Origin of the sequence: Ensifer sp. Root142, assembly GCF_001426785.1 — a bacterium.
Taxonomy (GTDB): Bacteria; Pseudomonadota; Alphaproteobacteria; order Rhizobiales; family Rhizobiaceae; genus Ensifer; species Ensifer canadensis.
Genome location: NZ_LMFK01000003.1, coordinates 12893 through 36827, shown reverse-complemented (window position 1 = coordinate 36827; position 23935 = coordinate 12893). Strand labels below are relative to the sequence as shown.

Annotated in this window: 27 protein-coding genes; 13 read left to right on the top strand and 14 right to left on the bottom strand. The window is 62.6% G+C overall.

Features of this window, described 5'->3' with window-relative positions; translation table 11 throughout:
* Positions 1-95: 95 nt before the first annotated feature.
* Positions 96-440, bottom strand: coding sequence for a VTT domain-containing protein (locus ASD52_RS06595; protein WP_025425522.1), 345 nt, complete (start codon positions 438-440; stop codon positions 96-98).
* A gap of 83 nt (positions 441-523) precedes the next feature.
* On the bottom strand, positions 524-805 hold the full coding sequence (locus tag ASD52_RS06590) for a SelT/SelW/SelH family protein (RefSeq protein WP_025425523.1): 282 nt from the start codon (positions 803-805) through the stop codon (positions 524-526).
* Between the two features lie 302 nt (positions 806-1107).
* On the opposite strand from ASD52_RS06590, the gene ASD52_RS06585 reads away from it, so the two are divergent.
* Positions 1108-1563 (top strand): DoxX family protein, encoded by a 456-nt coding sequence (locus ASD52_RS06585; RefSeq protein WP_025425524.1) that lies wholly within the window; start codon positions 1108-1110, stop codon positions 1561-1563.
* Between the two features lie 81 nt (positions 1564-1644).
* Here ASD52_RS06585 and rnk read toward each other — a convergent pair whose 3' ends face one another.
* Positions 1645-2052 (bottom strand): nucleoside diphosphate kinase regulator, encoded by a 408-nt coding sequence (rnk, locus tag ASD52_RS06580; RefSeq protein WP_038576621.1) that lies wholly within the window; start codon positions 2050-2052, stop codon positions 1645-1647.
* Positions 2053-2414: 362 nt separating this feature from the next.
* Between rnk and ASD52_RS06575 the strand changes: the two genes are divergently transcribed.
* The 4 genes from ASD52_RS06575 to ASD52_RS06560 are packed head-to-tail and all read left to right on the top strand — an operon-like array spanning position 2415 to position 4744.
* Complete coding sequence (locus ASD52_RS06575; protein WP_025425526.1) at positions 2415-3170, top strand: type 1 glutamine amidotransferase; 756 nt, start codon at positions 2415-2417, stop codon at positions 3168-3170.
* Positions 3170-3649 (top strand): GFA family protein, encoded by a 480-nt coding sequence (locus tag ASD52_RS06570; protein ID WP_025425527.1) that lies wholly within the window; start codon positions 3170-3172, stop codon positions 3647-3649. The genes ASD52_RS06575 and ASD52_RS06570 overlap by 1 nt, the downstream gene beginning before the upstream one ends.
* Positions 3646-4212 carry a sugar O-acetyltransferase gene (locus tag ASD52_RS06565; RefSeq protein ID WP_025425528.1) on the top strand — a complete coding sequence of 189 codons (567 nt, stop codon included), beginning with the start codon at positions 3646-3648 and terminating at the stop codon, positions 4210-4212. The genes ASD52_RS06570 and ASD52_RS06565 overlap by 4 nt, the downstream gene beginning before the upstream one ends.
* Positions 4213-4243: 31 nt before the next feature.
* A complete protein-coding gene (locus ASD52_RS06560; RefSeq protein WP_025425529.1) occupies positions 4244-4744 on the top strand; it encodes a GNAT family N-acetyltransferase in 501 nt (166 codons plus the stop codon).
* Between the two features lie 370 nt (positions 4745-5114).
* On the opposite strand, the gene lepA is transcribed toward ASD52_RS06560, so the two are convergent.
* Both lepA and ASD52_RS06550 read right to left on the bottom strand, forming a co-directional pair.
* Complete coding sequence (gene lepA, locus ASD52_RS06555; RefSeq protein WP_025425530.1) at positions 5115-6950, bottom strand: translation elongation factor 4; 1836 nt, start codon at positions 6948-6950, stop codon at positions 5115-5117.
* 72 nt (positions 6951-7022) lie between these two features.
* Positions 7023-8264 (bottom strand): MFS transporter, encoded by a 1242-nt coding sequence (locus tag ASD52_RS06550; protein ID WP_025425531.1) that lies wholly within the window; start codon positions 8262-8264, stop codon positions 7023-7025.
* Between the two features lie 208 nt (positions 8265-8472).
* Here ASD52_RS06550 and ASD52_RS06545 point away from each other — a divergent pair, with 208 nt between their 5' ends.
* The 4 genes from ASD52_RS06545 (at position 8473) to ASD52_RS06530 (ending at position 11340) form a co-directional block, all read left to right on the top strand.
* A complete protein-coding gene (locus ASD52_RS06545; RefSeq protein WP_025425532.1) occupies positions 8473-9051 on the top strand; it encodes an XRE family transcriptional regulator in 579 nt (192 codons plus the stop codon).
* 2 nt (positions 9052-9053) lie between these two features.
* On the top strand, positions 9054-9581 hold the full coding sequence (locus tag ASD52_RS06540; protein WP_025425533.1) for a GNAT family N-acetyltransferase: 528 nt from the start codon (positions 9054-9056) through the stop codon (positions 9579-9581).
* Between the two features lie 240 nt (positions 9582-9821).
* Positions 9822-10847, top strand: coding sequence for a histone deacetylase family protein (locus ASD52_RS06535; RefSeq protein WP_025425534.1), 1026 nt, complete (start codon positions 9822-9824; stop codon positions 10845-10847).
* Between the two features lie 139 nt (positions 10848-10986).
* Complete coding sequence (locus ASD52_RS06530; RefSeq protein WP_025425535.1) at positions 10987-11340, top strand: hypothetical protein; 354 nt, start codon at positions 10987-10989, stop codon at positions 11338-11340.
* 186 nt (positions 11341-11526) lie between these two features.
* Here the strand turns inward: ASD52_RS06530 and ASD52_RS06525 are convergent, their stop codons facing one another.
* Positions 11527-12165 carry an exopolysaccharide biosynthesis protein gene (locus ASD52_RS06525; protein ID WP_025425536.1) on the bottom strand — a complete coding sequence of 213 codons (639 nt, stop codon included), beginning with the start codon at positions 12163-12165 and terminating at the stop codon, positions 11527-11529.
* 206 nt (positions 12166-12371) lie between these two features.
* On the opposite strand from ASD52_RS06525, the gene ASD52_RS06520 reads away from it, so the two are divergent.
* Positions 12372-13037: an OmpA family protein gene (locus ASD52_RS06520; RefSeq protein ID WP_025425537.1), complete on the top strand. Its 666-nt coding sequence runs from the start codon at positions 12372-12374 to the stop codon at positions 13035-13037.
* An 85-nt stretch (positions 13038-13122) separates the two neighbouring features.
* Here ASD52_RS06520 and ASD52_RS06515 read toward each other — a convergent pair whose 3' ends face one another.
* The 6 genes from ASD52_RS06515 to epmA form a co-directional block, all read right to left on the bottom strand.
* Positions 13123-13938 (bottom strand): class I SAM-dependent methyltransferase, encoded by an 816-nt coding sequence (locus ASD52_RS06515; protein ID WP_025425538.1) that lies wholly within the window; start codon positions 13936-13938, stop codon positions 13123-13125.
* A 153-nt stretch (positions 13939-14091) separates the two neighbouring features.
* Entirely contained in the window at positions 14092-15534 is a 1443-nt protein-coding gene (locus ASD52_RS06510) for an MFS transporter (protein ID WP_081788828.1), read from the bottom strand.
* A 202-nt stretch (positions 15535-15736) separates the two neighbouring features.
* Positions 15737-16630 carry an RNA polymerase sigma factor SigJ gene (sigJ, locus tag ASD52_RS06505; RefSeq protein WP_025425540.1) on the bottom strand — a complete coding sequence of 298 codons (894 nt, stop codon included), beginning with the start codon at positions 16628-16630 and terminating at the stop codon, positions 15737-15739.
* Position 16631: 1 nt separating this feature from the next.
* Complete coding sequence (locus tag ASD52_RS40560) at positions 16632-16757, bottom strand: hypothetical protein (protein ID WP_255569777.1); 126 nt, start codon at positions 16755-16757, stop codon at positions 16632-16634.
* Between the two features lie 80 nt (positions 16758-16837).
* A complete protein-coding gene (locus ASD52_RS06500; RefSeq protein WP_025425541.1) occupies positions 16838-17890 on the bottom strand; it encodes a lysine-2,3-aminomutase-like protein in 1053 nt (350 codons plus the stop codon).
* Positions 17887-18939, bottom strand: a complete 1053-nt coding sequence (gene epmA / locus ASD52_RS06495) for an EF-P lysine aminoacylase EpmA (RefSeq protein WP_025425542.1) — start codon at positions 18937-18939, stop codon at positions 17887-17889. The genes ASD52_RS06500 and epmA overlap by 4 nt, the downstream gene beginning before the upstream one ends.
* 177 nt (positions 18940-19116) lie before the next feature.
* On the opposite strand from epmA, the gene efp reads away from it, so the two are divergent.
* Positions 19117-19686: an elongation factor P gene (efp, locus tag ASD52_RS06490; protein WP_025425543.1), complete on the top strand. Its 570-nt coding sequence runs from the start codon at positions 19117-19119 to the stop codon at positions 19684-19686.
* A gap of 297 nt (positions 19687-19983) precedes the next feature.
* Positions 19984-21225, top strand: coding sequence for a cyclopropane-fatty-acyl-phospholipid synthase family protein (locus ASD52_RS06485; protein WP_025425544.1), 1242 nt, complete (start codon positions 19984-19986; stop codon positions 21223-21225).
* Between the two features lie 29 nt (positions 21226-21254).
* Here ASD52_RS06485 and ASD52_RS06480 read toward each other — a convergent pair whose 3' ends face one another.
* Entirely contained in the window at positions 21255-22064 is an 810-nt protein-coding gene (locus tag ASD52_RS06480; RefSeq protein WP_038575805.1) for a YiiX/YebB-like N1pC/P60 family cysteine hydrolase, read from the bottom strand.
* A 162-nt stretch (positions 22065-22226) separates the two neighbouring features.
* On the opposite strand from ASD52_RS06480, the gene mbfA reads away from it, so the two are divergent.
* Positions 22227-23210: an iron exporter MbfA gene (mbfA, locus tag ASD52_RS06475; protein WP_025425545.1), complete on the top strand. Its 984-nt coding sequence runs from the start codon at positions 22227-22229 to the stop codon at positions 23208-23210.
* A 76-nt stretch (positions 23211-23286) separates the two neighbouring features.
* Here mbfA and ASD52_RS06470 read toward each other — a convergent pair whose 3' ends face one another.
* Positions 23287-23907: a transglutaminase-like cysteine peptidase gene (locus ASD52_RS06470; protein WP_025425546.1), complete on the bottom strand. Its 621-nt coding sequence runs from the start codon at positions 23905-23907 to the stop codon at positions 23287-23289.
* Between the last annotated feature and the right edge of the window lie 28 nt (positions 23908-23935).

Genomic DNA, 23935 nt, shown 5'->3' with positions numbered 1-23935 from the left:
CCTCGACCGATGCCAAAGCATCGTCCTGCGGTATGCTCCTTGCCGGATGACCGCACGGTCCCACGCAAGACGTCAATATCAGCGCAAGGTTGGTATCACGGCGTCAGCCAGAGCACGATGGCGTAACGCGCCGCCTTGCCGATCGCCACGAACACCAGGAACAGTGCAAAAGGCATGCGCAACAGCCCGGCGACGAGCGTCAGCGGATCGCCGACCACCGGCAGCCAGGATAAGAGCAGCACCGGCTGGCCATAGCTCGCAAACAGCGTCTCCGCCTTCTGCCGCGCCGCAGGCGAGATCGGGAACCAGCGCCTTCCCTCAAAGCGGATCAGGAACCGCCCAAGCACGAAATTGACGACGGCGCCAAGGACGTTGCCAGCTGTGGCCGCGACGAAAAGGGCGACACGGCCGGTTTCGCCATGAAGTGCGGCGGCGACGATCGCCGCCTCCGACATGCCGAACAGCAGTGTCGCGGAGAGGAAGGCTGCCGAGAAAACGCCAGCGAGAATGCCGAAATCCAGGATCAGCTCCTGTCGGTGTGGCCGAGATCGCGCTCCGGCTCGATGATGTCGCGGATGCGCTGCTTCAATTCTTTCGGTCCGGGAAAACCGCCGTCACGCTTGCGCTCCCAGATCAGTTCGTCATTGACGCGGATCTCGAAATTGCCGCCGGTGCCGGGGATCAGCGCCACTTCACCCAACGATTGGCCGAAGGTCTGCAGCAGCTCCTGTGCCATCCAGCCGGCGCGCAAAAGCCAGTTGCACTGCGTGCAATAAAGGATGGTGATCCGCGGCTTCTCGTCCATCTGGTGGTTCCCGGCTGGTTTGTGCGCGGCAACATACTGCATAACCCCGTAAAACCGGAACCGGTTAAATGAGAAAATTACACAGCAGGTTTCAGGCGTTACACCGTCCCTGGTGCGTCACGCCGACCGCTTGGCGCGGTAGCGGTCGATCTGGAAACAACCGGCGGTCACGCGCCTCTCACGCAATTGTCAACTGATTTAGTCATGTTTTTATCGGTCGCTCCCTTGCAAACGAAAAGACGCCCGGCGAGACATTGCTGCATTGCACATATTGTCGCAGCCACCTCCAAGAGGACCTACCCATGACTGATGCTACCGTCTCGACCTCCCGTCCCCGTGCAATCCTCCCGGCACTGGAAAAGATCTATCTGCCGCTTGATACCTTTGCCGAAACGCTGCTGCGCGTTCTGTGCGGCGTCCTGCTCGTAACCCACGGTTACGGCAAGATCATCAATCCCTTCGGGGCTGTCGGCATGGTCGAAAGCCTCGGCTTCTACCCCGGCGTCTTCTGGTCGCCGCTGCTGGCCGCCACAGAATTCTTCGGCGGCATCCTGATCGCGATCGGCCTTCTCACCCGTCCGGCCTCGGTTGCCGCGATGATCGTGCTGCTCGTCACTGTCTACTTCCATGGCGTTGTGCAGGACCAGGGCCTCGGTGGCGCCGAAAAGTCCATTCTCTGGGCAGCGATCCTGTTCTTCTTCGCCGTTCGCGGCGCCAACAGCCAGTCCGTCGACGCCAAGCTCGGCAAGCAGTTCTGATCGACCTTCGGGCAAGAGTTGATTGAAAAGCGGGGAGGGCGGTCTGACGACCGGCCTCCTCGACGCGTTTCGGGGGTGCGCTCAGGCCCGCTCGGCCGGTGTAACGTTGCGGATGGTCATCCGGTGGACCTTGCCGGAGCGGTCGTGCCAATCGATCGACTGGCCGACGGACAGGCCGATGAGTGCTGCGCCGATCGGCGTCAGCACCGAAATACGCCCAGCCTCGATATCGGCCTCGCCGGGATAGACGAGCGTCACCTGCTTGGCAAAACCATTGTCGGCGTCGAAGGCGACGGTGGATCCCATCTGGACGCTGTCGGCCGGCAGCTTGCCAGGGGTGGTCACCCGCGCCCGTTCGAGTTCGGACAGAAGCGCCTCGGCGACCTCGGGGATGCGGTCGAGAGCGGAGGAGGCAAGCGCCGTCAGACGCTTGTGGTCCTCGGCATTGATGATGATCGCGGGAAGTTTGTTACGGGCGGTGGTCGCCATGATGATAACCTGACGTTCTTGTCGACGGGCCATGGGCGCCGTCATTGCTGATTCTTTCTGGAAAAACGCGGCGCTCGGATCGTGGCATGGGAACGGAGGTTCTCATTTGCCGACGCGAAAGGCTCCCCTGACCCGGAGAGCGCAAGCATCCGGGCTGGGGTCAGGTTCCTGCGATCGGGCACACCCGGAAGCAGCGAAGGGAAGAAATCGCGAGCATCATGATATCAGGAAAGTCGGAAAGTTTGGCACGGAAGTCAAGGCCCGGCTGCGTTGGTCAATGAGCACCATGCCGGTTCTCTCCTCTTGAACCGGGGCGCATGTCGTGATCAATCTTCCGCCCATACGGCAAAGGGAAGGTGATGATGCGGGTACTGGTGGTGGAAAACATGGCGAAGACGGAGCTCGGCCAGGTCGGCACGGCGCTTCGCGAGGTCAAGGCCGAAATCGAGGTTCGCCGTGCCTATGCCGGCGACCCGGTGCCGACTGAACCCGATGGCTTCGATGCGCTGGTCGTGCTCGGCGGCGAGCAGAGTGCGCTCGACGACGAGGCTTTCCCCTATCTCCCGCAACTGGCAGCTCTGATGCGCCGTTTCGGCGACAGCGAGCGTTCCGTGCTCGGCATCTGCCTCGGCAGCCAGCTTTTGGCGCGTGCCTATGGTGCGAAGAACCTGTTGGGCGAAGCCAAAGAATTCGGCTGGCACGATGTGCGGGTGCGTGCCGAGGGGCAGAGCGATCCGGTGCTGGCAAGCGTCGGCGAAAGCTTTCCGATCTTCCAATGGCATGGCGATACCTTCACGCTGCCGGAAGGGGCGGTGCACCTTGCCGAAAACGATGTCACCCGGCATCAGGCGTTTCGCATCGGCCGTGCCGCCTATGGCACGCAATTCCACTTCGAGGCCGACACCGATCTCGTCGAGGATTGGAACCGCTCGTTCCCGCAGACGATCAATCGGCTCGACCCCAACTGGTTGGCAGAGTACCCTGCCCATGCCCGGCATCATGGCGAAAAGGCCAATGCCGCCGGTCTCGCTTTGGCGCGCGCCTGGGTCGCCACCATCAGGCGTGGCGATGCTATTGCCGCAGCGTCGGGCGACGAGGTGCTGGAGGAGGCCTGCTGATGGATAAAACCATTGCTGGCGGCTGCTTCTGCGGACGCATCCGCTATCGGCTGAAACGGCGGCCGATGTTCGTCAACTGCTGCCATTGCACCGATTGCCAGCGACAGGTCGGAAGCGCCTTCGTTGTCAATGGCGTTATCGAGCGTGAGAACATCGAGCTGACGGCAGGCGAACCCATCGTCGTGACGCTGCCGACCGAGAGTGGCCGGCCGCACGATGTCTATCGCTGCGGTGAATGCCAGACGGCGCTCTGGAGCGATTACGGCCGTCGCGGCTGGCTCGCCTTCCTGCGCATTGCAAGCCTCGATCGGCCTTCGGATTTCCCGCCGGATGCCCATATCTTCACGCGCTCGAAGGTCTCCTGGCTATCGCTTCAAGGCGGCGCCCCGGTCTTCGACATCTATTACGACATGGCGGCACTGTGGCCGGCGGAAAGCCTGGCGCGGCGTCAAGCGGCCGAGGCAAGGGCAAAACCGTGAGCGCCAGCGAGCGCGGCAAGATGGCGGCGGGCGATTGGTACTGCTGCCTCGACCCGGAACTCGAGCGGCTGCGTCAGCGCGCGCGTGACGCGGTGCACCAGCACAACACCATGGCACCCGATGCGCGTGGGTCGATGGCGCCGGCGCTTCGGGCGCTGTTCGCGAGCGTTGCCGATGATGTTCTCATCGAAGCGCCGTTTCATTGCTCCTATGGCATCAACATTTCGCTTGGCCCCCGCGTCTATCTCAATGCCGGCTGCACCATGCTGGACAGCGGCCGCATTTTGATCGGCGAAGGTTCGATGCTAGGCCCGGGCGTGCAGATCTATTGCGCCGAGCATCACAAGGACGTGCCGCTCAGGAGCCGTGGCATCGAGATCGCAAGGACGGTCGAGATCGGCAAGGACGTGTGGATCGGCGGCGGCGCCATCATTCTCGGTGGCGTGACGATCGGCGATGGCGCCATCGTCGGGGCCGGCTCCGTCGTCACGAGAGACGTGGCGGCGGGCGCGACGGTTGTCGGCAACCCGGCGCGGCCTCTGCCGCAATCCGGCAAGTTGTAGTTCAAAAGAGAGGTTTTTGATGGTCGACCAGATGACAACAATCAAGGTGCGTCCGACAACGCCTGCCGACGTGCCGGCGCTCTGCGCCTTCCTCAACGAGATCATCCGGATCGGCGGCACGACTGCCAATGAGACGCCGTTCACACTCGAAAGTTTTACCGCGCACTACCTCGCCGGCCCGGGCTTCGTCAGCTGCTTCGTTGCCGAAGATGTCGACGGCCGCCCTTGCGCGTTCCAGGCACTGGAACGCTACGACGGATTGCCGGAAGGCTGGGCCGATATCGGCACGTTCTCCCGCCCTGATGCCAAGGTGCGCGGCGCCGGCTCGGCGCTCTTTGCGGCCACGAGGGACAATGCCCGTGCGCTGGGCCTCACCGCGATCAACGCCACCATCCGCGCCGACAACACGGGCGGCCTTGCTTATTACGGCAAGATGGGTTTCGTCGATTACAAGGTGGACAAGGCGGTGCCGCTCAAGAGCGGCCTTCCGGTGGATCGCATCTCGAAGCGGTATCTGCTCACTGAGAGCTGAAGACGGCTGGTGGTCGGTGGTGGCCTCGGGTCAAGCCCGAGGATGACGGCGGTCGGGTGTGAGGCTGAACAGAAATCAGCTCTGCTTTGCAGCCTCCCCGTGGGCGACTGCCCCGAGATCCGTTGCTGGCCAGGACCACCTCCCACTGTCATCCTCGGGCTTGACCCGAGGATCCATGGACGAGCTCTGCCCCGCTGCCGGGCCATGCTGACATCGTCACGAACTGCAAAGAGGCGATCGTTATTTCGAGATTTTGCAGGTGGATCCTCGGCTCAAGTCCGAGGACGGAGACGCCGTCAGCGAACGTCTGCAAGCAAGGGCGTGGCGTCAGGCTCTCCCCTTCGCCACGCACGTCATTGGTGTCTGACGCTTATTCGTCGCCCATCTTGAGCGCGGCGATGAAGGCTTCCTGCGGGATCTCCACCTTGCCGAACTGGCGCATGCGCTTCTTGCCGGCCTTCTGTTTTTCCAGAAGCTTGCGCTTGCGGGTGGCGTCGCCGCCGTAGCACTTCGCCGTCACGTCCTTGCGGAGCGCCGAGATGGTCTCGCGGGCAATGACGTTGCCGCCGATCGCCGCCTGGATCGGGATCTTGAACATGTGCTTCGGGATCAGCTCCTTGAGCTTCTCGCACATTTCGCGACCGCGCTTTTCGGCCGCCATCCGGTGCACCATCATCGACAGCGCGTCGACCGGCTCGCCGTTGACGAGGATCGACATCTTCACAAGGTTGCCTTCCTTGTGGTCGGTGATCTGGTAGTCGAACGAGGCATAGCCCTTGGAGATCGACTTCAGGCGGTCGTAGAAGTCGAACACGACTTCGTTGAGCGGCAGGTCGTAGGTCAGCATCGCGCGGGTGCCGACATAGGTCAGCTCGATCTGAATGCCGCGCCGGTCCTGGCAGAGCTTCAGAATGCCGCCGAGATAGTCGTCGGGCGTCAGGATCGTCGCGCGGATCCACGGCTCGTGGATCTCGGCGATCTTGACGACGTCGGGCATGTCGGCCGGGTTGTGCAGCTCGCGCTCCGAACCGTCGGTCATGAACAGCTTGTAGACGACCGAAGGCGCCGTCGCGATCAGGTCGAGGTCGAACTCGCGCTCCAGGCGCTCCTGGATGATTTCAAGGTGCAGGAGCCCGAGGAAGCCGCAGCGGAAACCGAAGCCGAGCGCGGCCGACGATTCCATTTCGAACGAGAACGACGCGTCGTTGAGGCGCAGCTTGCCCATCGCCGAACGCAGGTCCTCGAAATCGGCGGCATCGACCGGGAACAGGCCGCAGAACACCACCGGCTGCGCCGGCTTGAAGCCCGGCAGGGCCTTGGCGGTCGGGCGCTTGTCCTCGGTGATGGTGTCGCCGACGCGGGTATCGGCCACTTCCTTGATCGAAGCGGTGATGAAACCGATCTCGCCCGGGCCGAGCGCGTCCATGGCCACCATCTTCGGCGTCAGCACGCCGACGCGTTCGATCGTGTACTTGGCGTCGGTGCCCATCATGCGGATGGTCATGCCCTTCTTCAGGGTGCCGTCGATGATACGCACGAGAACCATGACGCCGAGATAGGCGTCGTACCAGCTGTCGACCAGCAGCGCCTTCAGCGGTGCGGTATCGCCGCCCTCGCTCTTCGGCGCCGGCAGCTTGGTGACGATCGCTTCGAGAACATCGGGAATGCCGAGGCCCGTCTTGGCCGAGATCAGAACGGCTTCGGAGGCGTCGATGCCGATCACTTCCTCGATCTGTTCCTTGATCCGCTCCGGCTCGGCGGCGGGAAGGTCGATCTTGTTGAGCACGGTGACGAGCTCGTGATTGTTGTCGATCGCCTGGTAGACGTTGGCGAGCGTCTGGGCTTCCACCCCTTGGCTCGCATCGACGACCAGCAGCGAACCTTCGCAGGCCGACAGCGAACGCGAGACTTCATAGGCGAAGTCGACGTGGCCGGGCGTGTCGATGAGGTTCAGCACGTAGGTTTCGCCGTCATTGGCCTTGTAGTGCAGACGCACGGTCTGGGCCTTGATGGTGATGCCGCGCTCGCGCTCGATATCCATGCTGTCGAGCACCTGCTCGGACATTTCCCGCTCGGCAAGGCCGCCCGTCGACTGGATCAGTCGGTCGGCCAGCGTCGATTTGCCGTGGTCGATATGGGCCACGATCGAGAAGTTACGGATATGCGACAGGGGCGTCTTGGAAGATGTTGTGCTCATGGGCCGCATATAGCAGTGCCTTCAAGCCGCGCAAAGCGGGAAATGAAGGCTTCGTTCACTATAAATGAGGGGCTGCGGCGGCTATTCGGTTCTGGCATCCGCGTCGATCAGCGCGCCGGCATTCGGCACCTGCGCGCTCTTCAGTTCGAAGGTCTCGCGCTCGCCGGCGGGTACCTCGTCGCGTTTCCTGAGGCGTATCAGCACGAACAGCGCATAGAGCGCCGCAACGACCATCGCCGCATAGATGAAAGTACGCGGCCCGAACACCGGCGTCAGCAGCGTGACGAGCATCGGCACCAGGGTTGCCGCCGCCGACCAGGCGACCAGCATGGTGCTGGCGAGCGGCACGAAATCCGCCGGATCAGTGCGGTCGTTGGCATGTGCGTTGGCGATGGAATAGACGGTCTCGACCGCACCGGCGAACAGCGCGAAGACCACCATCAGCATGAGAAGATTGCTGAAGGTCGCCGAGAGCGCGAAGAAGCCGGCGGTAACGATCAGCAGGCAGGTGGCGATCAGCACCAGCCGGCGGTCGATCCGGTCTGATAGCGTGCCCATCGGATACTGGATGGCGATCAGCCCGAGCTGCATCACGAACATCAGGTTGGCAACGTCGCCCTGGCTCACCTGATTGGCGGCCGCATAGATCGGCGTGAAGCCCTGTACCACCATCGAAAGACCGCCAGCGGCAAGCACGCCGATGAAGGCGACAGGTGAGCTGCGCCAGACCATCGGGATATCGATGCTGACCTTGGCCGGCGCCGGCGGTGTGGGCAGGCGCGTCAGGCCGATCGGCAGGATGGCAAGTGCCGTGAAGAAGATGGTGATGAGCGGCGGCAGGTTACCGTCGACGGGGATCTGTCCGAACAGCCAGGCGCCGGTGCCAAGCCCGATCACGTAGGCCATGTAGAACATCGCCATCGCCCTGCCGCGCCAGTGGTTGTCGCTCGCATGATTGAGCCAGCTCTGACTGATGATGAAATTGGTGTTTCCGGCAGCACCGTAAAGGCCGCGGGCGAGCACCCAGAGGATCGGGTGCATGCCGAGACTGATCGTCAGCGCCGAAAGGATGACCAGCGCCATCGAGCAGGAAAACGCCCGGGCATGGCCGACGCGGCGGATCATCGGTCCGGCGATCACGCAGCCGACAAGCCCGCCGAAGGCAATCATGGTGACGGCGGCGCCCGGCACCCAGTCCGGCGCATCGGACCGGGTCAGCACGAAAGGCACATAGGCGAGCATCATGCCGTTGCCGATCGCCACAGCCGTCATCGACATGACGATGCTGGCAATCGACGTCAGCGAGGAGGGTTGCTTGTCCATGTCGTGCCGGTCCGTTTCATCAGCCGTGACGGCCTGTTTCGTGAGGTCGTGCTAAATTATTGAGCGGGAACGTTTTTTCGCTCAGGATGCCCGTTGCGGACCTTAGCCGAAAGCGCGTTGTCGCAATGTCGCCAAAGCGGCATTGTCAGCCTTTATTTTCAGTTCCCGAGGTCTTGACTCTATTATATGAGAAATGTAATCTCAAATAATGGAAATCACCGGCGACCCACTCGAACAAGCCATCGGCGAACGCGTCCGTTCGCTGAGGGCCGAGCAGAACCTGACACTTGACGATCTGGCGACGCGGTCCGGCGTCAGCCGGGCCATGATCTCGCGCATCGAGCGCGGCGAGGTGAGCCCGACGGCGCAACTGCTCGCCAAGCTTTGCAGCGCCCTCTCGACTACGCTGTCGGCGCTCTTTGCCTTTGACGGCCAGCAGGCTTCGCCGGTTGCACGGCGCGCCGATCAAAGACTTTGGCGGGATCCGGAATCCGGCTATCTGCGCCGCTCGGTCTCGCCTGATGGTGTCGGCTCGCCGGTCGATATCGTCGAGGTCGAGTTCCCGCCGGGCGCGCGCGTCGTCTTCGAACGCCAACCGGCCGATCGGGGCATTACGCAGCACCTCTGGCTTTTCTCCGGCCGGCTCGAACTGACCATGGAATCCGGGTCGCATGTGCTTGAAGCCGGCGACTGCCTGTTCATGGGGCTCGAGCAGGGCCACGTCTTTCACAATCCCCATGATGAGCCGGCTCACTATGCCGTCGTCCTTTGCCGAACCAGGGTTTGACCATGCCTGACATCACGATCCGCCTGCTCAACGAAGCCGAAACCCGTTCCGCCATGCCGGCGCTTGCCGAGGTGCTCTCCGATTGCGTCGAGGGCGGCGCATCCGTCGGTTTCATGCAGCCCTATCCGCCGGAGGCGGCGTTGCCCTACTGGGATGGCGTCGCCAATGCGGTTGCCGCCGATGAAACGCTGCTGATAGTTGCCGAAGACGAGGGGCGGATCGTCGGCACGGTCCAGGTCGGCGTGGCGCAGATGCCCAACCAGCCGCATCGCGGCGATCTGAAGAAGCTGCTCGTCCATCGCGCCGCCCGCGGCAAGGGCGTCGCCCGGCTGCTGATGCAGGCCGTCGAACGGGAGGCGGCGGCACGCGGCAAGGTGCTGCTTGTGCTCGACACGGCAACCGGCAGCGAGGCGGAGGCGATCTATCCACGCCTTGGATGGGAACGCGTCGGCGTCATTCCCGATTACGCCATGTGGCCGGAGGGCGGCCTGTGCGCCACGACGCTTTTCTACAAGCGCATCGCGGCGTAGGGGGATCGTCGCTCCCTCGGATGCCCCTCCTTCAGTGTCGCTGCCCCTCACCCCAGCCCTCTCCCCGCTTGCGGGGAGAGGGGGGACTGGAGTTTGCCGCGCGTCTCCTTCGCCTCGCTTGCGGGGAGAAGGTGGCCGGCAGGCCGGATGAGGGGCGCCCGCTGAGGTAGCCAACGGCCCGAACCCTGCGCTAGCTTGCCGACGCTTCGCTCGCTTCACGAACTCAACCGGGACATTGCCATGCGCGTTTTCTATTCCGAAGATCACAAGCTCCGTGAGGCCAGGACAGAACTCTTCGGTGGCGAACTGGTGGCGCCGTTCGAGGCGCCGTTTCGTGCCGAATGGATTTTGGCGGCGGTGAAGGAGGCTGGCTTTGCCGATGTGGTTGCGCCCACGCATCACGGCCTGGAAACGGCCCTCAAGCTCCACGCGGCCGACTATCTCGACTTTCTCGAAACCGCCTGGGCGCGCTGGGTCGCTGACGGTTATCGCGGCGAAGCGATCCCGACGTGCTTCCCGGCGCGCCGGATGCGCCAGCACCCGCCCAAGGATATCGACGGCGCGCTTGGCTATTACGCCTTTGCCGCGGAAACATCGATCACTGAAGGCACCTACGTCGCCGCGCGCGCGGCGATGAATTGCGCGCTTTCGGCTGCCGAGCATGTGGACGCCGGCAACACGGCCGCCTTTGCGCTTTGCCGCCCGCCCGGCCATCACGCGGCGATCGATCTCTATGGCGGCTACTCCTTCATCAACAACGCCGCCTGCGCCGCCCAGCGGCTACGCGATCTCGGTGCTGCCAGGGTCGCAGTGCTCGATGTCGACTTCCATCATGGCAACGGCACGCAGGACATCTTCTATGGACGCGGCGACGTCTATTTCGCCTCGCTGCATGGCGATCCCGTCGACGCTTTCCCGTACTTTCTCGGCTTTGCCGATGAAGAGGGGGCTGGCGAAGGCCTCGGCACCACGAAGAACTATCCCCTGCCGCGCGGCACGGCCTATTCGGCCTGGTCGGCCGCGATGGACGATGCACTTCATCGCATCGAGACCTTCGGCGCCGAGGCGCTGGTGGTTTCGCTCGGCGTCGACACGTTCGAGCGCGATCCGATTTCGTCGTTCAAGCTGAAGTCGGAGGATTATCTGCGCATGGGCGAGAGGTTGAAGAGGACGGGCCTGCCGGTCGTCGTCTGCATGGAGGGCGGCTACGGTGTGCCCGAAATCGGCCTCAACGTCGCCAATGTGCTCAAGGGCATTGCTACCTGAGCCTACTCCGGCCGTCAGGCAGCCGCAGATTTCTCACGAACCCCTGTTGACCTCAACTTTACTTGAGGTCGTACGAGTGTTCCTGCCCGTCGCCGAATGGCCGCCGACGGGATTTGAAGGGATACTCAAGGAGAGTTCAATGAGCAGCAATACAAAGGCGGGTATCGTCGCACCGCTCTATCGTATCAACAAGTTTGCGGTGCCGACCGCCGCACGGACGCAGTTTCTGGAACTGGTGGAAAAGACCCTCGAAGTGATCCGCAGCCAGGACGGCTACGTCAAGGACCTGTTCCTCGAGCAGCATGCGGGCCCGGGAAAGTTCAACTTCTGCACCATGATCGAATTCGAAAGCGAAGAGGTCGCGCCGAAGGTTGCAGCAGCGATCGGCGCGTTCGATAGAAGCCTCAACATCGATCGTGCGGCGCTGATGGAAAAGCTCGGGGTTGAGACCGATTCCGCCAGCTACAAGAGCTTCCAGGCGACATCGGCATGAGATCGCGCCGTTCCGGCTACTGCTTAATTGCTTAAATCGAATCCGATTTAAGGATAAAATTATGCAGCAAGTTTAAAGCGATACAGCGTCCTTTGCGCGTCATATTTGACGCACGGCGCTGTAGCCGGCCGGACTCGCGACCGGCGCGTCGATGACGACGCGTCAGGTTCACGATGGCGATACGTTTTAAGAAACGAAGAAGTTGGATAGGCCCTGGCCGGCCGCAACTGCCATATAGGCGAGGACGGTGAAGTAGACCGTGGTTGCGATCAGGAAGAGATAGCCGCCAGCGACCATCAGTCCGTCGCGCTGGATGATGCCGAGCGACAGGAGCAGGATGGCGATGCCCGGCAGCGTGTTCGATAGCGGAATGAGGCCGAGCGGAAACATCAGCAGCACGCCTCCGGCCATGATCATCAGGCCGTTGAAGCGGTTCATCAGTGCGCCTTGCGTCAGGAAGCCGAAGCGCGGCCTGACGAAGCGATCGAGCTTGGAGACAAGCGCTGCCCCCTTCTGCAGCGTCGGCACCAGTTTTTCGGTTTCGATCTGCCGGTCGAGGATGCGCTGCGGCATCCAGGGCAGGCGGTTGAGGGTAATCGAAATCGAGATCAGGATGATGGCGGCGCCGAAAACGGTACTGACGCCGGGAATGGAGACCGGCAGCAGAAACGGCAGCGTCAGCAGCGCGCACAGCAAGAGAAAGCCCTGTTCGCCGATGCCCGTCATCAGGTCGCGAAGCGTGATGGTGTTGCCGCGAATCGACCCGATCATCCCGTTGAGCGTGTCGCTGAGACTGCGTTGCGTATCGCCAAACTCGATTGCCATCAGATAGTCCGCCTCGATTTTCCTCGAACGCGCTTGTTATCAAGAGCGTGTGAAGGATCGGTTAGTATCCGGCCCTGTCATGACGATGACTGTGGCCGTGGCGCCATTTGTCGCCAAACAATGGCATCAGTGGGACGTCTCTTCATCTTCCTGCCGCAATCGCTAGTATGAAGCACCTTTGAGCACGAATGGGGACCATTGATTCTATGATCAAGAAATGCGCCATACTGGCTGTAGCGGCCATCTATCTCTCGGGATGCACGACCACCGATCCCTATACGGGTGAGCAGAAGATGTCGAACACCGCCGGCGGCGCGCTGATCGGCGCGGGTCTCGGTGCAGCGACCGGCCTTCTTGTCGGCGGCAGTGCTGCGGGACGGCGTGATGCCGCTCTCGTCGGTGCCGGTATCGGCGCGCTCGGCGGTGGCTTGGTCGGCAACTACATGGACAGCCAGGAAGCGGAACTGCGCGCCCAGCTGCAGGGTACCGGTGTTTCCGTTACCCGCGCAGGCGACCGCATCATCCTGAACATGCCGTCGAACATCACCTTCGCCACCGACCGCGACCAGGTAATCCCAGCCTTCTACGACACGCTGAACTCCGTGGCGATCGTGCTGCGCAAGTTCAACAAGACGCTGATCGACGTCGACGGCCACACCGATTCGACCGGCAGCGCCTCCTACAACCAGGGCCTTTCCGAGCGTCGCGCAGCCTCAGTTGCCAATTATCTGGCAAGCCAGGGCGTCGACCAGCGCCGCATGGCCACCATGGGCTTCGGCCAGGAACGGCCGATCGCCTCCAACGGCAGCGAGGCCGGCCGGGCGCAGAACCGCCGCGTCGAAATCTCGATCGCGCCGATCAAGCAGGGCTGATAGGTCTCTGCGATACCTTGATATAGAAGGGCCGCACCGGGAACAGTGCGGCCCTTCGTCGATCGGACGTCCCGTCGCCGTACTGCTAAAAGCGGTAGCGCAAAAGCCGCCCCATCCGCTGCAGCATGGGCATGACGCTGAAGATCTGGATGGCGATGCGCGCGGCCGCTGACATTCTTTCTATCTGGCTCGGATCGTAGTCGCTGACCTCCTCCAGCAGACTGAGGCCCGGCACCTGCCGCTCCAGCATGCGTGGATCGTCGATGCCCCAGCGAAGCGCAGCACCGGTGGCGCGGATGGCGGGGTTGAAGCGCAGCAATTGAATGCCCAGGTGGCTATAGCCGTCGAAGACGACCTCGCCCGCCGGCAGGCGTTCCAGCAGACGCCGAAGCAGATCGTAGACGTCCTCTGCCGCAAGGTAGGGCAGGACGCCTTCGGCGACGACGATCGCCGGCGCGTCATCCGGTATCGCCGCAAGCCATCCCGCCTCCGTCACCGAAGATGCGATCTGTGTATAGTTGGCGCGATCCGGATAGAGCGTGCGGCGCAACGTCATCACATCGGGAAAATCGACGTCGAACCACCGCACCTCGTCGGGCGGATCGACGCGGAAAACGCGGGAATCGAGGCCGCAGCCGAGATGCAGCACAGTTGCATCCGGGTGCCTGGTGACGAAAGCCCGTGTCCACTGGTCGAGGAGATAGGCGCGCATGGCGATCCCGATCGTCATGTCGTGGCCGACGTCGAGATGCTGCGCAGCTTGCCCGAGACGACGCATGGCATCGGCGGCGAAATGGTCGCGCAGCAGGGAATCGGGAAGCGCGCTTTCGGCGGCCTTTGCCTGCAGCGTGATCAGCAGTGTTTCTTGCGCGCCACTCAGGCCGATCCCGTCGGCATCCATCGTTTCCTCCCCACAGCGCCGCGCGTCAAATATGACGCACAAAGGATGCTGTAGCGCTTTAAACGTGCTGCATAATTTCATCCTTAAATCGGATCCGATTTACGGAATTATGCAGGAGGCACGGCCTCGGAAACGGTGGCACGTATCCGCTGCCTAGTCGTCGGCTGCCTTCACCGCACGCGCCCGACGGACGCGCCTCGCCGTCAGCATCGCCAGTGCCGGTGCCAGCGCGAACAGCCAGAAAAGCCACTGCGTCGCGCGGGCAACGCCGTCGGTGGTGCTTGCTTCGATACCCGCCAGATTGGCGGTCAGGCCGGCAAGGGCAGCACCCAGTGCGGCGGCAAAAAGCTGCACGGTGGTGATCGAGCTCGATGCCTTCTCTTCCTCGCCCTGTGGTGCCAGTTCGTAGACGGCCGTCACGATATGCGGCCAGGCGAAACCCATGCCGAAACCGACCGCCATGATACCGGCGGAAAGCGGTGCGGAGATCGCGGCAAACCCGGTGCCGGCCATCGGCATGAACATGGCGATCAGCGCCAGGCCGGCAAGGCCGAAGGCCGGTCCGGCGAAGATCGTGCGCTGCGCCCTGTCGCCGTGCCAGTGCGCGCTGGTCATCGATCCGGCGGTCCAGCCGATCGACATCAGTGCGGCGATGTAGCCGGCAACCAGCGGCGACAGCCCATGCAATTCCTGCAGCAGATACGGTACGTAGATCTCCGGCTGCATGCCGATCATCAACAGCGTGATCGTAGCATAAAGCGCTGCCAGCGGGGAGGTTATGGTGAAGCTGCTGCTCGGCAGCAGCTTGCCGGCAGCCCGGCGTTCGACGACGAGAAGCACTGCGAACATGAGGATGGCCGCGCCGACCGAGGCGAGCTGTTCGCCCGATGTGGACAGGGTGCTTGCGATCGAAAGAGCCAGAACGATGCCGACCAGAAGCAGCAGTTGCACGACCGGCAGCGGCGTGCGATTTCCTTCGGACGAAGCGTTGCGCGGCAACGTCCAGAAGGCGAGTGCTGCCAGAAGTGCCGTCAGCGGCAGCAGCGACCAGAAGGCGGCGCGCCAGGTGGCGAATTCCGCAAACATGCCGCCAACAGCCGGGCCGATAAGCGTTGCCGTGCCCCAGGTCGCCGAGATCAGGCCGATGGCACGGGTCCAGAGCGCCGGCGCAAACACCAGGCGGATGACGCCATAGGCGAGCGCATAGAGCAGGCCGCCGCCAAAGCCCTGGATCGCCCGGCCGCCAAGCAGCACCAGCATATCGGGAGCGGAGGCGCACATGAGCGTGCCGAGGCCGAAGACGAGCGCGCCGATCGCATAGGCCGAGCCGGCGCCGACGACGGCAAGCAAGCGGGCCGAGAGTGCTGCGCCGAGGATGGATGCGGCCACGAAGACGGTGGTGCTCCAGGCGTAATATTCGAGCCCGCCGATCTCGCGCACGATCGACGGCATGATCGTCGTTACGACATAGATGTTGAGCGCATGGAGAGCTACGCCGCCGCTCAGCACGACGGAATGGATGGCGTTTTCGCCCGACAGCAGAGCGAGCCAGCCGCTGTCGGCTTTTTCAGCGGGTCTGGATGTCTTGTCGAGCATATGTGTGCACCTTTTCCTGTCGCCTCACGACTGCCGGGCAAGTAACGCGCCGTGCATCGTTGCGCGGCCGCGTCGGGCTTGCCCCGTCGGCGCCGATAGAGCACTCCCGTTTCAAATGGAGTTTTGGAGCGGCTCTATCCTATTGTTTTTACGCATTTCCTGACGGAAAAGCGCTTCGCATTTTTCGTGGAAATGTTCTGATTCAGTGGACGACGGCATCACCGAGATGGGTGAGCTTGTCCGGATTGCGAACGATGAAGATGTCGTTGACGTTTCCGTCGCCGTCATAGCCGAAGGAAACGCTGGCGGCGATATCATTTTCGGTCTCGCCCCGGAGCACAATGCCGCGGCCGCCGTTGATATCGGCAACGTCCCAGACATAGTGCGCCCAGTATTCGGTCAGCCGGTCGGCGATGAAGGCAAGCACGGTTTGCTTGCCCGAGAGCACGCCGAGCACCGTCGCCACCTTGCCGCCGCCATCGGCCGTCAGTCGTACGTCGGCGGAAAGCAGGCTCGAAAGGCTGGCAATATTGCCGCCGTGGATCGCCGTGTGGAAAGCCGACAGCAACTCGTCCTGGCGTTCGCGCGGCGTCTGGTGACGGCTCTTCTCCACGCCGATATTGGTCTTGGCGCGCGACACCAGCTTGCGTGCGGCCGCCTCCTGCATGTCGAGCGTTTCAGCCACCTCCTCATAGGGCTGGCCGAAGATTTCATGCAGCAGATAGGCAGCCCTTTCCTTCGGCGTCAGCCGCTCCAGCATCAAGAGGAAGGCGGTGGTCAGCGACGAGGTCAGTGCCAGCTTCTCCTCGGCATTGTCGTCGCTTGCCGTGTGGATCGGCTCCGGCAGCCAGGCACCGACATAGTCGACACGCTTGCGGTGTGCCGCCTTCAAGAGGTCGAGGCAGCGGCGGGTGCAGGCGGTCGTCAGCCAAGCGGCCGGGCTTTCGATCGCCAATTGATCGGCCTCCTGCCACTTCACGAACGTGTCCTGCACCGCGTCTTCCGCGTCCGCGCGCGAACCAAGGATCCGGTAAGCCAGACCGAGAAGGCGGGGACGCGCCTCCTCGAAAATTGCCGTGCTGTTTGCGCCGCCCATCTCAATGCCTCGATATCTGTTTGGTCCGGTCAATGCTGTCCTGGTCGATCGTCTTGCGTCCGCCGGCAAGCGCGCCGAGCCCGTCGGGGATTTTCTGCTCGTAACGGACGGTTTTCATATCGGTCATGATTACAACTCCGTCGATCGTTGCTCATGACCAACTGACGATTGGCTTCCGGCCGCTGTGACGCCGTCTTGAAATTTTTCTCAGATTTTTGGCGGGTAGGCGTGCTCTTTGCCGCGGAAGTCGGTCACGGTGTAGCAACCGCCGCCGTCCGCAGCGATCGATGCCGCGCTGATCACCGTCTTGCCGTGACCGCCGGGAATGTCGAGGATATAGGTCGGCTGGCAGAGGCCAGAGACCCGGCCGCGCAAGGACGCGACGAGTGCCTGGCCCTCCTCGATCGAGAGCCGGAAGTGGCTGGTGCCGGGTGCCAGATCCGGGTGGTGCAGATAGTAGGGCTTGATCCGGGTTTCGACGAAGGCGCGCATCAGTGCGGCAAGCACGTCCGCATCGTCATTGACGCCTTTCAGCAGCACCGACTGGCTGACCATGACGACGCCGGCATCGATCAGCCGGGCCGAGGCGTCGCGCGCTTCCTGTGTCAGTTCACGCGGATGGTTGGCGTGCAGCGCCACATAGGTCGCCTTGCCGCTGGCCTTGAGGGCTGAAACGAGATCGGCGTTGATGCGCTCGGGCTCGACCACCGGTACGCGGGTGTGGAAGCGCACGATCTTGACATGGGCGATCGGCTTCAGCCGCTCCATGATTTCGGTGAGGCGGCGCGGCGAAAGCACCAGCGGGTCGCCACCGGTGAGAATGACCTCCCAGATCTCGTCATGTTCGGCGATATAGGCGATCGCCGCATCGAGTTCGGCGGGTGTCAGCGTACCCAGTCCCTGCGGTCCGACCATTTCGCGGCGAAAGCAGAAGCGGCAATATACCGGGCAGACATGCACGGCCTTCAAAAGCACCCGGTCGGGATAGCGATGCACGATGCCGGCGACCGGGCTGTGCGCCTTGTCGCCGATCGGATCTTCGCGCTCTTCCGGCAGCAGCGTCAGCTCGGCGGCATCGGGTACGAACTGGCGGGCAATCGGATCGTTCGGGTCGTTGCGGTCGATCAGCTTGGCGATAGCAGGACTGATGGCGACCGCGTAGCGCTCGGCGACCTGCGAAACGACGGTTTGCTGTGACGGTTCGATAAGGCCGGCATCAACCAATTCGCCGGCTGTCTTGATCGGCCGGTGAACGTTCATGATGCCGTCTCCGCCACCGGTGCCCAGAGCACCTGGTCGATGCGCGACGCACCGGTCGCCAGCATGACCAGCCGGTCGAAGCCGAGCGCGATGCCGCTCGCCTCGGGCATGATGGCGAGCGCTGCCAGAAAATCCTCGTCGAGCGGATAGGTCTCGCCATAGACGCGGGCCTTCTCCGTCATTTCCATCTCGAAACGACGGCGCTGCTCGGCCGCATCGGTCAGTTCGCCAAAGGCATTGGCGAGTTCGACGCCGCAGGCATAGAGCTCGAAGCGCTCGGCAACGCGGCGGTCGCGCGCGGTCGGCCGGGCAAGGGCTGCTTCAGCGACCGGATATTCATCGAGGATCGTCGCGCGGCCAAAGCCGAGATGCGGTTCGACCTTTTCGACAAGCACGCGGCTGAACAGGTCGGCCCAGTTATCGTCGGCGGCGACCCGCAGCCCGGCCGATACCATCGCGCTAGCAAGCGCGTCCCGGTCCGTTTCTCCGTTGGAGGCGATCGAAGCGAGCAGGTCGATTTTCGCAAAACGCTTGAAGGCTTCGGCCACCGCCAGCCGTTCGGGCTCGGCGAAGGGGTCGCAGGTGCGGCCCTGGAAGGTGAACTGACTGACGCCGGTCGTCTGTGCCGCGAGCGTCAGGATCTCGGCGCAGTCGCGCATCAGCGTCTCGTAGGTCTCACCGGCGCGGTACCATTCGAGCATGGTGAATTCCGGATGGTGCAGCGGCCCACGCTCGCGGTTGCGATAGACATGGGCAAAGCAGGCGATGCGCTTTTCACCGGCAGCGATGAGCTTCTTGCAGGCAAACTCCGGCGAGGTGTGCAGATAGAACGGATCGGCGGAGCCGTCATGGTTGAGCGCCTGGGTGGCAAAGGCGTGCAGATGGGCTTCGTTGCCCGGTGAGACCTGCAGCGTCGCGGTATCGACCTCGATGAAGTCGCGCTCGTCGAAAAACCGGCGCAGCGCCGACTGGATCCGGTTGCGTCCGAGAAGAAACGGGCGCCGGTCGGCATGGACGTGCGGCGTCCACCAGGGTGAGGCATGCGACATGGTCGTTCGATCCAGGCTTTCTTCGCGCCCTAGGCTATCTTCGCGTCAATGCCGGCGCAGGCTGGCTATTTGCACGAAATTAGGGTAGTGGCGGCGCGATATCATAATTTTCGCGTCTTTCGGGGCCGGCTTTCCCGGCGCGCCGTGTCGCGCATACCTCTGTTACAAGGAAGACTAATGGTCAAGGTCATCGCTTCATCTGTCCGCAAGGGCAACGTTCTCGACGTTGACGGCAAGCTCTATGTCGTTCTTACCGCGCAGAACTTCCATCCGGGCAAGGGCACGCCGGTCACCCAGGTCGACATGCGCCGCATTTCCGACGGCGTGAAGGTCTCCGAACGCTACCGCACGACCGAACAGGTCGAGCGCGCCTTCGTCGAAGACCGCGAGCACACCTTCCTTTATGAAGATGGCGAAGGCTTCCACTTCATGAACCCGGAAAGCTACGACCAGCTGGTCATGACCACTGACGACATCGGCGACCTCAAGGCCTACCTGCAGGAAGGCATGGCCTGCATTCTTTCGATCCACGAAGGCCTGGCGATCGCCATCGACCTGCCGCGCCACGTGACGCTCGAAATCACCGAGACCGAGCCGGTCGTCAAGGGCCAGACGGCATCGTCGTCCTACAAGCCGGCTATTCTGTCGAACGGCGTTCGCACGCTCGTGCCGCCGCATATCCAGGCTGGCACCCGCGTCATCATCGCGACCGAAGACGGCTCCTATGTCGAGCGCGCCAAGGACTGACACGCTCAAGCACTGACGATCGAGCGATCGCATCGAACGGGGACGGCAGGTTCAACCTGCCGTCCCCGTTGTCGTTTCTACTGCTGGGCTCCTTCGACCGTTGGTGTTTCAGGGGCAAAACCAGGCAGCAAGTTCAAAGCGTTACAGCGTCCTCGGCGCGTCACCGGATGCGCGACGCCGCAGAGCCCGGAAGCTGTGGCAGAGATCGGATAAGCAACCGCAAATTTAGGGGGAGCATTTCGAAAAACGGGTGCTAGGATGCCGGCGCTACGACGTTTCCGCCATGAGAGGGCCCGCATGTTTCCATTGTCGCATATGATGAAGTCGTTCATTCGCAAGGGTCGCCTGACGGTGATCGACGCTGATGGCAGGAGGCATGTCTTCTCCGGCGAGCCGGGGCCTGAAGTCACCATGCGGCTCACCGACAAGAAGCTCTATCGCAGCCTTGTCTTCAATGCGGAGCTGGCGGCTGGCGAGGCCTACATGGACGGTACCATGCGCTTCGAGGAAGGCTCGACGCTCAAGGATTTCCTGACGCTGTTTTCGATCAACCGGCTCTCGCTCGGCTCCTACCCGATCCAGAAGGTGCTGCGCGCGATAAAGATGCGCTTCCGCAAGCGCCAGCAGGCAAATCCCAAGGGCAAGGCGCAGGAGAACGTCGCCCATCACTACGATCTCGGCAACGACTTCTACAAGTTGTTCCTCGACGAGAACATGCTCTATTCCTGCGCCTATTTCCGCGAGCCGAACGAGAGCCTGGAAAAAGCCCAGCGCAACAAGCTGCGGCTGCTCGCCTCCAAGCTCTGCCTGGAGCCGGGCATGAAGGTGCTCGATATCGGTTCCGGCTGGGGCGATCTGGCGATGTACCTGGCGAAACTCGAAAACGTCGAGGTTCTGGGTGTGACGCTTTCCAAGGAGCAGCAGGCGCTGTCTTCGCAACGCGCACAGGCGGCCGGGCTCGCCGATCGTGTTCGCTTCGAACTGAAAGACTATCGGGATGTGCAGGGACCGTTCGATCGCATCGTTTCGGTCGGCATGTTCGAGCATGTCGGTGTGAATCACTACGACGAGTTTTTCAAGAAACTCAATGCGCTGATGCCGGATGACGGCGTTGCGGTGCTGCATTCGATCGGCCACATGAGCCCGCCCGGCATGGCGAGCGCCTGGCTGCGCAAATACATCTTCCCCGGCGCCTATTCGCCGGCACTTTCGGAGGTCTTCGACGTCGTCGAGCGCAACAGCCTTTGGGTCACCGATCTAGAGTTCCTGCGCGTGCACTATGCCACGACGCTGGCGCATTGGGGGGAGCGGTTCGAGGCAAACCGCGACAAGGTGATCGCGATGTATGACGAGCGCTTTGCCCGCATGTGGGAGTTCTATCTGATCAGTGCCGAAATGATGTTCCGCACCGGCAGCCAGCTGGTCTTCCACATGCAGCTGTCGCGCTCGCGTGACGCAGCACCGATCGTGCGCGATTACATCACCGACCGCCAGCGCGACTTCATGGCCCGCGAGCACGCGCTCGACCTCAACATCTGACCGGCCCCATTTGACCGGCATCGTGCCGGTCAATCTCCGTTCCAGCGCAGCCGCTTGTAGTCGAAGCCGAATTCGAGTGTCGGCTTGACGATCGAGAAGAACGGCGAGAGATCGAAGTCGCGCGGGGTATAGAGCGAATAGTGGCGGATATGCAGGATCTCTTCGCGTGAATAGGTGGAGGCGGCCGACGCACGCCCAGGCGCGCGCGTGACCTCCGGCAGGATCGGATAGCGGATCTGCTCGAAGGCTTCGGCAATCAGCGTCGAGCAGATCGCCCGCGTCGGATCGCCTGAACCAAGCGCCAGCAGGCGACGACGCCAGCGCACGGGCACCGGCGGTGCCGGCATGAAATAGCGCAGCATATCCAGAATGTTCTTCAGGTCGTATTTCATGCCGAGCCGGGCGATCATGAAGCCGACCAGCGCGGTACGATCGTCGGGCGTCAGCGCCACCGGTCGGCAGATGCGCGTGTTGAACGATGCATATTTCTTCAGCGGCACCGCGACGCAACCTTCGCCGATATTCACCTCGATCAGTTGAGGCCTTTCGATCACCGGCAGGGTCGCCTGGTCGAGCGTCAGCGGCATCTCGTCGCCGACGAAAAATGCCGCGTGCGACCAGGTGGATTGCGTCAGGTATTTGATCGCGGCGGAAACCTTCTGGTTGCCTTCGATCAAGAGGACGTCGCCCGGACGCAGCGTGCGCGCCAGCGTTTCCGGGTCGGATGGCGTGTAGGGTTCGTAGCCAAGGGTCTGCGTCTGCAACCTTGCGGCCATACGGGCGCCGAGCCGGTCCAGAAACGTATCCTTGCTTTCCGAAAGCGGGTAGATGGTCCTCATGGAGGCGATTGCTCCAGCCGCGGGAAGGGGATTCGCATGCGCCTGCATGGTGGCCGAGCCGCGACACTCTGTCGAGTGATTGTCGCGTGATTGCATGGCTTTGACCTTGACGCACATTCCCGGGGTTTCTATTTAGAATTATTCTAAAGAAGGTTTTCAACGATGTTTTCCCGTCTCTTCTCCCGCTCCAAGCGTCCGTTTCTCTCCCTCAACGAACAGGAAATCCTGGCACTGGCGATCTCGTCGGAGGAGGACGATGGACGCATCTATCTCGCCTATGCGGATGCGTTGAGAGAGAAATATCCGCACTCGGCAAAAGTGTTCGAAGAAATGGCGGAGGAGGAGAGCCATCATCGGCAATGGCTGATCGACATGCACGTACAGCGCTTCGGCAACCGGATCCCGCTGATCCGCCGCGAGCATGTCCGCGACTTCCCCGATCGCAAGCCTGAGTGGCTGATCGCCGAAATGCCGATCGAGAAGGCGCGGGCGGAAGCCGAGGCAATGGAGGAGACGGCGCACCGCTTCTATGTCGAGGCGGCGGCGCGCACCCAGGATGCGGCGACGCGCAAGCTGCTGGGCGACCTGGCAATCGCGGAAAAAACGCACGAATCGCTCGCCCGCAGGCTCGGTGAAAAGCACACACCGGACGATGTTCGCGAGGAGGAGGAGCAGACGGCGCGCCGACAGTTCATCCTGACCTACGTTCAGCCGGGGCTGGCTGGGCTGATGGATGGCTCGGTTTCGACGCTCGCACCGATCTTTGCTGCTGCCTTTGCGACACAGGATACCTGGCAGACCTTCCTCGTCGGCCTGTCGGCCTCGGTCGGCGCTGGTATTTCCATGGGCTTCACAGAGGCGGCCCATGATGACGGCAAGCTGTCGGGCCGCGGTTCGCCGATCAAGCGCGGCCTCGCATCGGGCATCATGACCGCGCTCGGCGGTCTAGGGCACGCACTGCCCTATCTCATTCCGCATTTCTGGACGGCGACGATCACGGCCGCAGTCGTCGTCTTCTTCGAGCTTTGGGCAATCGCGTTCATTCAGAACCGCTACATGGAAACGCCGTTCCTGCGCGCCGCATTCCAGGTTGTGCTGGGCGGCGGCCTAGTGCTGGCAGCGGGCATCCTGATCGGTAATGCCTGATCGGGCGTGCAGCGTTTGAAACGAAAAAAGGGCCGGTTTGACCGGCCCTTTTTCGTAAAGCGATGATGCTGCGGTATCAGTTGCCGACCGAGCCGACGACCACTTCCGCGCCGTTGTCGATGGTGACCCAGCGACCGCTGTTGAACGAAGCCTGGCGCTTGAGATAACGGTAGGGCGTCTGGGTCCAGAGCCGCACGCCGTTTTCGAGGTTGTCGAGGACGAAATCCCCCTGGGCGGTGCGCACCGTCAGCACGGCATGGCCCTCGCCATCGGGTTTGCGAACGACAGTGATCAGCAGTTCGCTGGGGGAAAAGCCCTTGCGCATCAGACGCTTGCGCTTTTCGAGAACGAAGTCCTCGCAATCGCCGGCGTCCTGCGGGTAGGACCAGACTTCATCCCTGCCGAAGAGTTCCTGATCGGTCACCGGCGTGATTTCGCGGTTCACGGCAGCGTTGACCTGACGGATCGTCGCCCAGCCGCGCTCGGTGACACGCGGCGCCACGCTCGTCTTCGATTTGACGCTGCATTCGCCCTTGTGCTTCTGACAGAACTCGTAATGTCCGATCGGCTGCGAGGTAACCGAGCCGGTCTGCATCCAAGGAGAGGATCCCGCCTGTGCGGGAATTGCCGTGTTCGCTGAAATGAAAAGTGCGCAAAACGCCGCGATACTTCCCTTAACCCCGGTCCAAGACGCCATACAAATCCCCTGCGTGACGCGGTATGCC